At 68.4% G+C, this 12,704-nt stretch carries 10 protein-coding genes and 2 pseudogenes; 4 read left to right on the top strand and 8 right to left on the bottom strand.

The features are described 5' to 3' along the window. Both ABZ883_RS41285 and ABZ883_RS41280 read right to left on the bottom strand, forming a co-directional pair. Nucleotides 1–227 (bottom strand): metalloregulator ArsR/SmtB family transcription factor (locus tag ABZ883_RS41285; protein ID WP_360916849.1); only part of this gene is annotated, 227 nt, incomplete at its 3' end. Between the two features lie 166 nt (nt 228–393). Continuing rightward, nucleotides 394–1,589 (bottom strand): annotated as a pseudogene (locus ABZ883_RS41280) (IS110 family transposase). 328 nt (nt 1,590–1,917) lie between these two features. On the opposite strand from ABZ883_RS41280, the pseudogene ABZ883_RS41275 reads away from it, so the two are divergent. Together ABZ883_RS41275 and ABZ883_RS41270 are read left to right on the top strand one after the other, a co-directional pair. Beyond that, nucleotides 1,918–2,699, top strand: a pseudogene (locus tag ABZ883_RS41275) (transposase family protein). A 345-nt stretch (nt 2,700–3,044) separates the two neighbouring features. Beyond that, nucleotides 3,045–4,385 carry a GAF domain-containing SpoIIE family protein phosphatase gene (locus ABZ883_RS41270; protein ID WP_360916847.1) on the top strand — a complete coding sequence of 447 codons (1,341 nt, stop codon included), beginning with the start codon at nt 3,045–3,047 and terminating at the stop codon, nt 4,383–4,385. A 545-nt stretch (nt 4,386–4,930) separates the two neighbouring features. Here ABZ883_RS41270 and ABZ883_RS41265 read toward each other — a convergent pair. The 3 genes from ABZ883_RS41265 to ABZ883_RS41255 are packed head-to-tail and all read right to left on the bottom strand — an operon-like array spanning nt 4,931 to nt 6,131. Next, the gene (locus tag ABZ883_RS41265; protein ID WP_360916844.1) at nt 4,931–5,179 is read right to left on the bottom strand and encodes an IS3 family transposase; all 249 of its coding nucleotides are present in this window, start codon (nt 5,177–5,179) and stop codon (nt 4,931–4,933) included. An 11-nt stretch (nt 5,180–5,190) separates the two neighbouring features. Next, the gene (locus ABZ883_RS41260) at nt 5,191–5,838 is read right to left on the bottom strand and encodes an IS3 family transposase (RefSeq protein ID WP_360916841.1); all 648 of its coding nucleotides are present in this window, start codon (nt 5,836–5,838) and stop codon (nt 5,191–5,193) included. A 5-nt stretch (nt 5,839–5,843) separates the two neighbouring features. Then, a complete protein-coding gene (locus ABZ883_RS41255) occupies nt 5,844–6,131 on the bottom strand; it encodes a transposase (protein ID WP_060902739.1) in 288 nt (95 codons plus the stop codon). A gap of 669 nt (nt 6,132–6,800) precedes the next feature. Here ABZ883_RS41255 and ABZ883_RS41250 point away from each other — a divergent pair. Together ABZ883_RS41250 and ABZ883_RS41245 are read left to right on the top strand one after the other, a co-directional pair. Then, nucleotides 6,801–7,580 carry an alpha/beta fold hydrolase gene (locus ABZ883_RS41250; RefSeq protein WP_360916836.1) on the top strand — a complete coding sequence of 260 codons (780 nt, stop codon included), beginning with the start codon at nt 6,801–6,803 and terminating at the stop codon, nt 7,578–7,580. After that, nucleotides 7,577–8,695, top strand: a complete 1,119-nt coding sequence (locus ABZ883_RS41245) for a histidinol-phosphate transaminase (RefSeq protein ID WP_360916833.1) — start codon at nt 7,577–7,579, stop codon at nt 8,693–8,695. Before ABZ883_RS41250 ends, ABZ883_RS41245 begins: the two co-directional genes overlap by 4 nt. Before the next feature lie 96 nt (nt 8,696–8,791). On the opposite strand, the gene ABZ883_RS41240 is transcribed toward ABZ883_RS41245, so the two are convergent. From ABZ883_RS41240 to ABZ883_RS41230, 3 genes are read right to left on the bottom strand one after another with little or no spacing between them, the layout of a single operon-like run. Then, nucleotides 8,792–9,997 (bottom strand): ATP-grasp domain-containing protein, encoded by a 1,206-nt coding sequence (locus tag ABZ883_RS41240; protein ID WP_360916830.1) that lies wholly within the window; start codon nt 9,995–9,997, stop codon nt 8,792–8,794. A 28-nt stretch (nt 9,998–10,025) separates the two neighbouring features. Next, nucleotides 10,026–11,249, bottom strand: a complete 1,224-nt coding sequence (locus ABZ883_RS41235) for an MFS transporter (protein ID WP_360916827.1) — start codon at nt 11,247–11,249, stop codon at nt 10,026–10,028. After that, on the bottom strand, nt 11,249–12,511 hold the full coding sequence (locus ABZ883_RS41230) for an ATP-grasp domain-containing protein (RefSeq protein ID WP_360916824.1): 1,263 nt from the start codon (nt 12,509–12,511) through the stop codon (nt 11,249–11,251). Before ABZ883_RS41230 ends, ABZ883_RS41235 begins: the two co-directional genes overlap by 1 nt. Nucleotides 12,512–12,704: the final 193 nt, after the last annotated feature.

The raw sequence follows: 12,704 nt of genomic DNA, 5'->3' as shown, positions 1-12,704 counted from the left end.
GCCAGCGCGTACACAACGGTGGAGCCCCCCCGGGTCGCGGTCACGATCCCCGAACGACGCAGGACCGCCAGCTGTTGGGACAGCGCGGCTGGCTCGATCTTGATCTCGGTGAGCAGGTCACGCACCGGCAATGGCCCGTCCTGCAACATCTCCAGCACTCGGATGCGCACCGGATGCCCCAGCATCCGAAAGAACTCCGCCTTCGCCTGATACAGCGGAACCGGCACGGTCTCGAACACTCCTCCCACCCCGGGACACGGGGCATTGCCAGGCGCTGCGCCCACGGCAACCTACGGACACAGCCACCACAGCATGTAGTGAATTGCAGAATTTCGCAATTCACTGATTCCCAATGGTGTTCGTCAAGGGTTTCGGTGACGCTTGGCGATCAGGTCACGCCGCTGTGAGTCCGCGTTGGGGTGGCTCGGTGGTGAAGGTGCGTTGGTCTCGGATGAGGGCGCAGAGCACGTCCAGGCGGCGTCGGGCGAGGGCGAGGATCGCCTGTTTGTGGGTTTTCCCCTCGCTTCGTTTGCGCTGGTAGAAGGCCTGGGACGTGGGGCAGCAGCGGGCGGCGACGTGGGTGGAGAGGTAGAAGACGCGCAGGAGGCGGCGGTGGTAGCGGTGCGGTCGGCGCATGTTGCCGCTGATCCTGCCCGAGTCCTTCGGCACAGGTGCCAGTCCGGCGACTCCGGCGAGACGGCCGGGGCTGCCGCAGGCGTCCATGTCGCCGCCGGTGCAGGCGATGAACTCGGCGCCGAGCAGGGTGCCGATGCCGGGCATGCTGGTAATGACCTCGGCGTGCTGGTGCTGGCGGAACAGGACCTCGATCGCTGCGTCAGTGCGGGCGATCTCCTCGTCCAGGGCCATCACTGCCCGTGCGAGGATGTTCACCATGGCGGCCGCTGTTCTCTCGCCGGGAACCGCGGTGTGCTGAGCCTGTGCCGCCTCGATGGCGAGGGCCGCTACTGCCGGCGCGCTGCGGACCTTGCGGTTCGCAAGCCAACTCGTCAGCCGTGATTGGCCGATGCGGCGCAGGGCGGCCGGGGTCTGGTAACCGGTCAGCAGGACGAGTGCGGCCTTGGAGGTGCTGTAGTCGAAGGCACGCTCCAGGGCCGGGAAGTACTCCAGGATCTGAGCGCGGAGCCGGTTGATCGCTCTGGTGCGGTTGGCGGTGAGGTCGTAGCGGCGGGCGGTGAGGATCCGCAGGTCTATCGCGATTTCGTCCCATTCCTGCAAGGGCTGCAGGTCACGGCGCATCCGGGCCTGGTCCGCGATGACGTAGGCGTCCTTCGCGTCGGTCTTCCCGTCACCGCGGTAGGAACCGGAGGCGTGATGCACCGTCCTGCCCGGGATGTAGAGGAGCCGCTGCCCGTGCCCGGTCAGCAGCGCGATCAAGAGCGCGGCACCGCCGGCGTTCAGATCGACCGCCCAGGTCACCGGACCGCCGTCGGCCAGGGCCAGCACATCGCTCATCAGTACCAGCAGCTCGTCCTCGTCTTCGGCACCCGCCTCGACAGAACCTTCGCCCCGTCCGCATCGATCACCGTGCAGTGGTGCTCGACCTTGCCAGCGTCCGTCCCCGCCCACAGTTCGGGCGCCGGTGTCTCCCCTCGACGATTCGTGTACTGGTCCCTGCGGACGACCACGCCGACGTGTCCCTACGAAGCGACTGTTCGCGCATCCCAATGAGTGGCCGTGTCGTCGCGGGGTCTCGGGCGGCCAATCAGTGAGAGCCACCCAGCGGCATGAGCCTTTTGAGCCACACCCGAAACCCCTGGGCCTCCCGATCCTACGAATGACCGGAACCGAACCCGCCAACAAGGTAGGGAGCCTTTTCAGCGGGGCCACCAAACGGGTGAGGGCCCACTGGTTGGAAACCGGTGCGAAACGGGCGAGGCTCCTCGACGGTTGAGCGAGATGTCTGACGTCTCAACTCTTCTGCCGGGGAGCCCCGTTGGTTACGTATCCTGCCTGGACCTGGCCCATGCGCTGGTTGAGTGGGTGACGATGCTGAACGTCACCCGGGAGGGTGACCGCCGCTGCAAGCTCCGGCCCTCGCAGCGGGCCTGGTCGCGCTGGTGTACCTGCGCAAGCACGACACCCTCGCCCAGATCACAGCGGGCTTCCGGATCAGCGTGGGCACCGCCCACGCATACGTGCACGCGGTCATCGACCTCCTGGCCCACCGTGCGCCAGGCCTGACCTGCGCCCTGCGCGAGGCGGACGCGGAGTACGTGCTGGTGGACGGCACGCTCGCCGAGTGCGACCGGGTCGGCGACCAACGCGCCGACTACTCCGGCAAGCACCGCCGCCACGGCGTGAACCTCCAGGTCATCACCGACCCACACGGCGAGATCGTGTGGATCTCCCGAGCGCTGCCCGGCCGCACCCACGACCTGACCGCGGCCCGCACCCACCGCATCGTGACCACCTGCGTCCGCCTCGGCATCCCAGCTCTGGCCGACCTGGCCTACCTCGGCGCCGGCGGCACCTTCGCCACGCCGACCAGACGCCCACCCCGCAAGGAGCTCACCACCCGGCAAAAATCGCTGAACCGAGTGCACGCCCGGCTCCGCTACCCCGTCGAACGCGGCATGGCCACCCTCAAACTCTGGCGCATCTTCCGCCACGCCCGCTGCAGCCCCAACCGTCTGTCGTCAGCGGCAAGAGCCGTACTCACCCTGCAGAGGCAACGCTGAAAAGGCTCACTGTCCGACGAGGCACGCCGCGACGTCGCGGCTTGCCTCGTCGACGCTGTTCAAGACTCTCTGGCGGCCAGCGAGCCCTACGGGTGACTCGCCGGGACCACAGAGCGGTCCCCCAGACCAGGGCCGGTATCCGTCTTCACCCGGCTGGACGTCGCCGACGTGCCACACTCAACGCGGGGCAGTTGAGTGCAAGGGGCCCACTACACGGCCCTTGGTGTCAGGAAGCAGGCCCCCACCGTGCGCGCCGGGGGCCTGCACCGTTTAGGCCACGGGAAGAGGTGTTCTGCCACACATGGATGCTGGCCGCCTGAGATCCAAGGCCGACAGGGGCCGAAATTGACCCGGGACGGCGACAGGGCAGAAGGCTCTCCGCTAGGACCTGGGGTCGGCCTGGGCGGAGAGCTGGAACAGATCGCCGAGCAGCTGGTACTCCTGGCCCGGGTGCAGGAGCGGCTGCACGATCTGTACGAGGCTGCTTTGAGCCGGGACGTGGATCTCCCGGCGGTGCTGCGGCTGATCGTCACCACGGCCATGGACCTGGTGGGCGCGCGTTACGGGGCCTTGGGTGTCCTGGACCAGGAAGGCACTGGACTTGCCGATTTCATTGAGGCCGGCCTGACCGACCAGCAGCTCGCCGACATAACGGGCGTGCCCTTCCCTCAAGGTCGCGGCCTGCTGGGCCGGCTCATCCATGACCCCGCGCCGCTGCGCGTGGACAGCATCGCCGCCCACCCGGACTCGGCCGGTTTCCCGCCGGGGCACCCGCCGATGCACACACTGCTCGGCGTCGCGATCCACATCCGTGGCCAGATCTACGGCGACCTGTACGTCGCCGACCGTTTGGACGGGAATCCCTTCACCACGCACGACGAGACAGTGATCCTGGCCCTGGCCGGCGCGGCGGGCCTGGCCATCGACGACGCCCGCATGTTCCGTCAGATTCGCGACGAGGCCGAGCAGTTCCAGCGGCTGCTCGTCCCCCGACTGTCGGACCTGAGCCCGTTCCAAGCCGCCGCCGCCTACCGTCCCGCCCCCGCGCCGGGGCTTCTCGGCGGCGACTGGTACGACGCACTGCGCGTGTCCGACGACACCTGCGTCGCCGTCATCGGCGACGTCCTCGGGCACGACGTCAGGGCGGCCGCCGCCATGTCGCAGACCAGGCACATGCTCCGCGCCCTGCTCTATGACCGCGGCACCTCCCCCAGCGACGTACTGGCCCGCCTCGACCGCGCGCTCCAGGCCATTACCGACACCCCCGTGACCACCGCGTGCCTTGCCCGCCTGGAACCTGCCGCGCCAGGGAGCAACGCCTGGACACTGCGCTGGAGCAGCGCCGGCCACTGCTCACCCCTGCTCATCACCCCGGGCGGAGACGCCCGCTACCTGGCGGTCGAACCCGATCTCCCACTCGGCGTCGACACCACCACCGCCCGCCGCGATCACACCCACCAGGTTCCAGCCGGCTCAACGCTGATCCTGTTCACCGACGGTCTCATCGAATACCCCCGCCAGAGCCTCGACACCGGACTCGAGCGCCTGCGGGTCCTCGCCACCCGGTACGCGGACCTGCCCCTGCATCGCCTCGTGCACGCCCTGACCGAGCATCACCCCAGCGACGGGCACGACGACATGGCCGTCCTTGCGCTGCGCACCCCACCCCACGCGACGCCATCGTGATCTCTGCCGCGTACGGGGTTGCTCGGGAGACAGTCGCTGGCGCTCAAGCGTTGATGGCCGCCTGGTCGGGCGGGGTGCCGGACCGCTGGCGGCCCGGCACCCCGCGACGGTACATCCTGCCTGCGCGCAAGTGTCCCAACGTCAACCTCACCACACATTGCCGCTTTTGTCCCAACAGCAAGCCCGCGAATGACGCATCCGCTGCTCGATCGGGAACAACTGCACGACACCCGCCTTCGCCTGAGCGGTGCTGTTTCTGCCTCACCCACCTTCCCTGAGGTCCGAGAGGGTTACCATCCGGAAACACACACCCGGAATGAGGAGAGCGAGCCGCGTATGTCCGTGGAGATCCCAACGCCCCAAGCCAAGAGACCACGATCCAGCAGGAGTACCTGCGCCGGCTGGACGAGGACCTGGCACGCAACGCAAGCGCCCAGCAGGCAGCCGCCGATGCCATCGCCCATTGACAGGAACACCTCGCCGGTCTCCGGCAGGAGGGGGTATGGCTGACGTGAAGTTCCCCCCGCGAAGTGGACAGCGGGTGTTTACGCTGCCGGGACGAGGTTCTGCCTGAGCAAGGATCTCGTTTCGAGCGGGGTGACGTACCCGTAGTCTGGGCGCCGACGGAGTCGGCTGCGGTTGTACTCGACCTCGACGTAGCGGAAAACGTCGGCCCGGGCGGCCTCGCGGGTCTCCCACATGGTCGTCCCGATCTCCGCTTTCAGGATGGCGAACCAGCTTTCCGCGGCGGCATTATCGTAACAAGAGCCGACGCGCCCCATCGACTGCCTCATGCGCAACTTGCTTATTTCGCTGCGAATTCGTCACTCGTATACTCGCTTCCGCGATCCGTATGCATGACGCAACCCTGCTCCAGGCCCCCACGCCCGGCCGCCATCCGCAAGGCAGCGGCCGGCAGCTCCGCGCGGTGGTGGTCGGCCATCGCCAAGTCGACCACCTCCCGCGTCGCGAGATCGATACAGGTCGCCAGATACAACTTCCCCTTCAACGTGCTGAGTTCAGTCATGTCGCCGACGAGCCGCATCCCGTGCCGGGGCGCGGTGAAGTCCCGGCCGATCAGGTCGAGCGCGAACACCGCCCGCTTCGCCTGCCGGGTCAGGCCCCGCCGCCGACGGCGGGTGATCCCGACGATCCGGTGCTCGCGCATCAGCCGCTCGATCTTCTTGGAGTTCACCACCCGCCCGGCCCGCCGCAGGGCGGCGTGGATCCGCGGGGCTCCGTAGGCACCGCGAGATCCGGCGTGAAGCACTCGGATCTCGCCCACCAGCACCTCCTCGGCCCGCTCCCGCACCGTCCGGGCCGGCCGTGACGCCCTGTGCGCGTAGTAGGTGGAACGGGGCACTCCCAGCACACGGCACAGAAACGCAACGCTGTGACCTGCAGGATTACCCTGCGATGCCTGCTCCGCATCGATGAAACGACACCGTGCCACGGTGTCTACCTCATCTTGTCCTGAGCGAAGAAGGCGGTCGCTTTTCCCAGAACCTCGATCGTGGCCTCCTGCTCGCGAACCTTCCGCCGCAGCCGGACCAACTCCTCACGCTCCGCAGTGGTCAAAGCCCCGGCAGGTCCCTCACCGCGGTCGACCTTCGCCTGCTTCACCCACCCGCGCAGCCCTTCCGGACTCACGCCCAGATCCCTCGCGACCTCGGTGACCGTCTTCTCCGAGGACAACGCCAAGGCAACCGCGTCCCGCTTGAACTCGGCCGTGTACCGCTTACTCATGTTGCTCTTGCTATTCACTACCTGTGACTGCTTCCTCCGGGACCATCCGTCCCAGTATCAAGCTGTCCGGCCGGCAGGGGGAACCTCACTTGGCCGACGTCCCCGCCACGGCGGGCACACCCCGCATTCCATGACCGACCCCGTTCATGGGGAGGCAGGAGGGCGGCAGTTGGCGCGGCAAGAAGATGCCTCCTGGTTCTCCTCGCCCTTCCTTGAGATGCTCATCGGCGAATGCAAAGCTGACCACGCACCATCGCCTGTTCACGTTCGGCGGCCCCCGCGACCCAGAACCGGTGGAAAGGTCGCGCACCGTCCGCCCGGAGAGTGGGCAGAACGTAATGGAGAGAACAGCCACTGTGGCCCAGCGACGGTTGCGGCAACGTGTCCGCGGCAGTCCATATGGGATGTGGAGCGTGCTGCCTTCCCCCTGATCCCTCTCGCACCGCAGAAGTGGATTCCGGAGACGACACAGCGTTGATCGCATCTTCTCCGAGCGCGCGGAACGTGGGTGCCCGTCCACGAGGTCGGCGCGTAAACGCAACCCAGCCCGGCAGGCTGACCGGTTGCCAAGGCGTCACCGCGGGTCGACCCGAACATCACCACGTCCGGGCGCGGCGTCGGGCCGCCGCTCCCATGTCCCTGCCGAAAGGAATCACCGTGCCGCACGCCATGGCCTCGGACAGAGTCCGTATCGCCTACCAGGTTCGTGGTGACGGTCCGCCGCTCGTGCTGCTCGCCGGCCAGGCGAACGACCATCACTGGTGGGACGGTGTCCGCAACGATTTCGCGGGCTCACGGAGTACGGTCACGATCGACTACCGGGGCACGGGGCAGAGCGACAAGCCGAACCTCCCCTACTCCATCGCGCGGTTCGCCGACGACGTGGTCGCGGTTCTCGACGCACTGTCCCTGGAGCGGGTGGACGTGTACGGCACGTCCATGGGCGGTCGCGTCGCCCAACGTCTGGCCATCGGCCACTCCCGACGGGTACGTGCCCTGGTGCTCGGCTGCACGTCGGCGGGCGGCCGACACGCCGTCGACCGCGGCGACAGCGTCCGCAGGGACCTCTTCCAGCCCGATCCGGTCAAGGCGCGGCAGGCTCTTCTGGAACTGATGTACAGCCCGGCCTGGCTCGCGACGCACTCGGGCCCTTGCCACGTTCTCGGCGACCGGAGCATGCCGGTACATGCCCGGCGCGGGCACCTGGTCGCGAGCGACGAGCACGACGCATGGGACGCGCTGCCCGGCATCGCGGCACCGACGCTGGTACTGCACGGAACCGACGACCTGCTCGCTCCCGCGGCCAACGCATCGCTGCTGGCAGCCCGGATCCCGGGCTCCCGGCTGGAGTGGATCCAGGGCGCCCGTCACGCCTACTTCGAAGAGTGCCGCGACATCGCCGGCCCGCTCGTCCTCGAGTTCCTCGACCAGAAAGTGCCCCGCACATGACCGGCATCAATGATCTGCCCCTTCGGGACGAGCTCCGCGGTCAGACTCCCTACGGTGCTCCCGCACCGGATGTTCCGGTGCGTCTGAACGTCAACGAGAACCCGTATCCGCTGCCGGAGCCGCTGGTGCGTGCGATGGCGGAACGGGTACGCGAGGTCGCGGGCGGACTCAACCGCTATCCGGACCGGGACGCGCGCGAGCTGAGAGCGGGGCTGGCCAGGTATGTCACACGCGCCACCGGTCACTCTGTGGGCGCCCGGCAGGTGTGGGCCGCCAATGGGTCCAACGAAGTCGTCCAGCAGGTGTTCCAGGCGTTCGGCGGTCCGGGCCACCGGGCCCTCGGCTTCGAACCGTCGTACACGGTGCACGCGCTGATCGCCCGCAACACCGGTACGCAATGGATCTCCTGCATGCGGGACGAAGGCTTCGGCATCGATCTGCGCGCCGCGCGCGAGACCCTCGCCGAACAGCGGCCCCACCTCGTCGTCATCACCTCGCCGAACAATCCGACCGGGGCCGCTGTCCCGGCACAGGCCGTGCGCGAAGTGTACGAGGCGGCGCAGCGGGCGCGTCCCTGCATGGTCGTCGTGGACGAGGCGTACGGGGAGTTCTCGGACCAGCCGTCCATGGTGACGCTGGTGGAGGAGCTTCCCCATCTCGTGGTCACCCGCACCATGTCCAAGGCCTTCGGCGCCGCGGGACTGCGTGTGGGGTATCTAGTCGCCGACCCCGGCGTGGTCGAGGCGGTTCAACTCGTACGACTGCCGTACCACCTGTCCTCCGTGACCCAGGCGCTCGCCCTGGCCGCACTCGAGCACTCCGACATACTCCTGACCTACGTGGAACGACTCAAGGACGAACGGCGGCACGTCGTGCGCGAACTGACGGCCATCGGCTACGACGTCAGCCCATCCGACGCCTCGTTCGTGCAGTTCGGCCCTTTCACCGACACCCGCCGGGCGTGGCAGTCCATGCTCGACCAAGGAGTCCTCATCCGCGACAGCGGTGTGCCGCAGCGACTGCGCGCGTCCGTAGGGACACCGGCGGAGAACGACGCCTTCTTGCGGGCGGCCCGTACGGTGTGGAAGGAGACGGCGGCAGCCGGCCCCCGCTGAGGCGCGTCGTGGGTCGCCGGCGCTCCGGGAAGTTCCGTGCCGTGGAGGGCGGGCCCCTGCGACCTGGAGGCGGTGCACTGCCGGTCCCGCGGCGGTTCACTCGGCAGTGATCGACACGGAGATCTCGCTCTTCACCTGTGCAAGCCGGTCGACGACTTCGCGTGAGTCCTTGCCGTGGACGGCCGCCATCGCTATCGCGTCGGACGACTGCGTGGGTTGCACGACACGGTCACCGGGGCGGTACGACGTCGTGAGCTGAAGCAGCCAGTCCGCCTGGGGAAGCGCCTGGTACCCGTCGAAGCGGCCCAGCGTCGGCGGGTAGATCATGCTCCAACCGGTCGCCGGTCGGTCCGCGCGCACCTGGTCGCCGCTGTCCGGGACGGTGCGCCCGATCTGCGGCAGAACGCTGGCGAAGAGCAGGGAAACTCCGTGGCGAAAGCGGAATCCGGCGTCGATGCCGGCGCCACCGGGGCGGCCGCCCAACTCGCAGAACACCGGGCTGCCCTCGTCGTCGAGGAAGGCCTCGAGGTGTGCGGCGCCGCTGAACCAGGAAATGCACCCAAGCACCGTGCGGTTGAACGCCGTGAGGAGTTCGAGGTCCGGACCCCCGTCGAGGGTGTGCGCCCGGATCTGCCCGTCAAGTGGGAATGTCTCGTGCGAGTCGAGGTACTGCGAGACAGAGACAGCGACAGGGACTCCGTTGCTGACCACACTGTCGATGTGGAACTGCCGGCCCGAGATGAACTCCTCCGCCTCGTAGCGGTCGGAGCCCGCGAGTCCCCGCCGCTGCAGGCCGGCCAGCCCTTTCGCGTCCCGGACGATGTGCACGTCCAAGGAGTTGCAGCCGTGGACGGGCTTGATGACGATCTGGCCGAACTTATCGAGCAGCTCTGCCGCCTGGGCGGGTTCGGAGATCGTAGTGAACTCCGGAACCCGGACCCCGTACGCCGAGAAGTGGCGCTTCATCGCCACCTTGTCGCGGAGCAGCAGCGTGTGCTCCGTTCCCATGCCGCCCGCGATGCCCTTGGCGTCACGCAGACGCGCCACCGGCAGCAGCATCCGCTCCTGCGTCGCCACCACCCAGTCGAAGGCGCCATCACCGAGCAGTTCGGACAGCGGCACGGCGAGTTCGGCATGGGTGTCGATGTCCACGGGGATACTGCGGGTCACCTGCCCGGGAGCCAGCCGTGCGATGTCACGCGGTCGCGCGAGCAGGGTGACGTCGAATTCGTCCGGGTGGAAGAAGGGGCTTCCATCATCGTGGCGGTACTCATCGTAGCCAATGTGGCTCACAAGAGCCACGCGTTGACGAGTCACTGCTCCTCCGTTCTCATGCCGACGCGGGCAGCGATTCCGGCATCTGTTCCGGCGCCAACGGTTCGGCTTTGATGACCCGGTGGGCCAGCCCGGAGGCGACGGCGAGGATCACGGCCGCGAGAACCAGCACCGCCCCCGGCCCGAGTGCCTGGGCGATCACGCTGCCCGCCGCTGACCCGGCAGCTCCGCCCAGCGCCATGAACGAACTGATCCACGCGAGGGTCTCCGCGGTCATGTGAGCCGGGGTCAGTTCGCCGGCTGTCGTCCACAGAGCCACGAAACTGGGCCCCAGGGCGATGCCCATGAGCGCGGCAGCCGCGACCAGGACCACCGTCCAAGTGAAGCTGGCCGCCGCCACCACCGCGGTCCCCAGGCACAGCGCGGCCAGCGTGACCGGAAGCGTTGCTCTGACCGACCACCGCGCCGGGAACGCTCCCAGGAGGAGGCCGCCCGCCACACTGCCCAAGGACATGCAGCTGAGGAGCACGCCACTCATCAGCGGCGCATCGTGCTGCTGAGCCCAGAGGGGAAAGGCCAGCTCGATCGCGCGGACCGCGAGGAAGAACGACGTCGCCGCCGCCATGATCCCGCGCAGCACTCGGTTGCGCAGCGGGCCCAGCCAGTGGCGCTCGCCGGTCCGCTCCGGTGGACGCGGGTTCGGCAGCTTGCGGGAGAGGAGCAGGAGGGTCGCGATGATGCCCAGGAGTCCGGAGGCGGCAAGACCGGCCCAGGGCGCCACGACGACCACGAGGAAGGCCGCGATGGTCGGACCCGCGATGTACCCCAGGTCCGCCAGCATGGTGTCCAACGACAGAATCGTCGTGCGGAGCGACCCTGTGGTCATCTCGCGCCACATCAGCCGCGTGACGATCTGGATCGGAGGGGCCGACACCCCCGCGACGAACGCCGCGACCAACGTGGCGGCGAACGGTCCGTGCGCGCGTTCGTTCAGTACCAGAACCAGCAACGCGAACAGATGCGTCAGGAGCGCGGGCCCCATGCCCCGAGTGTATCCATGACGGTCCATCAGCCTGCCCCTGAGCGGGAGGGTGGCTCCGGACAGCGCGGACACCGACACGACCACGGCTGCCTGACCGAGTCCTCGGTAGTGGGCGACCCCGAGCAGGAGGGCGAGCGAGGAGACTCCCGGCTTGAGCTTGCCGGCGACGGCCGCGCACAAAGACACGCCGAAGTTCGGCAGGGAAAAGAGCTCCCGATACGAGGACAGGAACCTCATCAGGGTCGGCTGACCGGTTCGATCACGAACTCCACGGTGTCGCGGACCGCCGACAGTCGCTGGAGCAGTTCCGGGTAGTCCGGCGCCGAGACACTCACCTTGACCGGAATCGTCCTGATGCTGTCGGTCGTGGGGACGATGTCGCCCGCCTGATAGCCCACCAGCACCTGGTCCACGCCGGGAAGTCGCGGCACCTTGTCCAGGCCGCGGATCTCGATCAGACGACCGGGCGGCCCGTCGTTGCGCATGGCGTTGGCACCACAAAAGCCGTCGAGCTTCACCGGTGCGGTCGCGATCTTGGGGACCTCACCCAGCCTGGAGGCCAAGGACTGCCGGTGCGGGTCGAGATCGCTTCGCGCCATCCAGGCGTCGATCATGGGGTAGGCGGGCAGACGCGCGCCGAGTTCGATCAGGTAGGCGTCACCCCCCGAGATCTTGATCTCGGTGTGGCTGGGGCCGAGGCGCACGCCGAACGCGTCGAGGACCTGCCGCACGTAGTCGACGGCGGTCTGCCAGTCGGGGTCGTCCGGGGGTATCTGCGCCCAGTCCCAGTAGGGGAACGAGTAGTCCCGGTCGTCGGGCTGGCGGTACTCCCAGATGTCCACGATGTGATGCACACCGTCGTGCGAGAAGAAGTTCACTCCCAGCTCCCGGCCGCGGACGTACTGCTCCACCAGCCAGGCCCGGACCGGCCGCCCGAAATGGTCGGTCCGGTGGAGGGCCGAGAGGTCGCCGGCGTCCTGGGGCCGGCTCAGCAGCCGAGTGCCATGGGAGGCGGCCCCGGCGGTCTGCTTGACGAAGGCGGGGAATCCCACGGCGTCCGCGGCACGGAGGATGTCGGCCGCGTCCTCCACCAGCACGTACCGGGGGATACGGATCCCGGCCCGCGCGGCGGTCTCCCGCATCACTGACTTGTCCCGGCGGGCAGGGGCGAGCCGCGCGCCGTTGCCGGGCAGGCCGAGTTCCTCAGCCAGCGTGTCCGCCTTGTCCACGGCAACGTCGAAGGCGGGGACCACGGCGCGAATGTCGGCGTTCAGCTCGCCGAGCATCGCCCGGATCTCCTCGAGTTCGGCAGCGTAGAGGCTGACCGTGTCACCCGCCGCGTGGTCCGGCCACCGGACGTGGATGTGCTCGCGGGGCATCGTGTACACGGATATCACTGCCATTCCGCGCTCGGACACCTGGGGTTTGAAATTGATGCTGGCCCCGACGGGATCCATGAGAACGACAGCCGGTGTTCCGGCGCTCAGCGTGCTGGTCATGGTTGCTCCTTGCTGCTTCTCGTGCCATGCGAAGGGTCAGGGGTGATCGACGGCCGGCGCCGCCAGGTTCGCTGGCAGGCGGTCGCCCCCCGACCGGCGGCTTCCTGACTCCCACGCGTGGCAGCCCCGCGCCGGACGGGCCGTGAGGCCGGCACGCCGCCTGAAGGATGCGTCTTCGCGGCGCAGCCGCACT

Source organism: Streptomyces sp. NPDC046977 (assembly GCF_040644455.1).
GTDB lineage: Bacteria > Actinomycetota > Actinomycetes > Streptomycetales > Streptomycetaceae > Actinacidiphila.
Note: the sequence above shows the minus strand (reverse complement) of the source record. Positions and strands in the feature narration are given on the sequence as shown.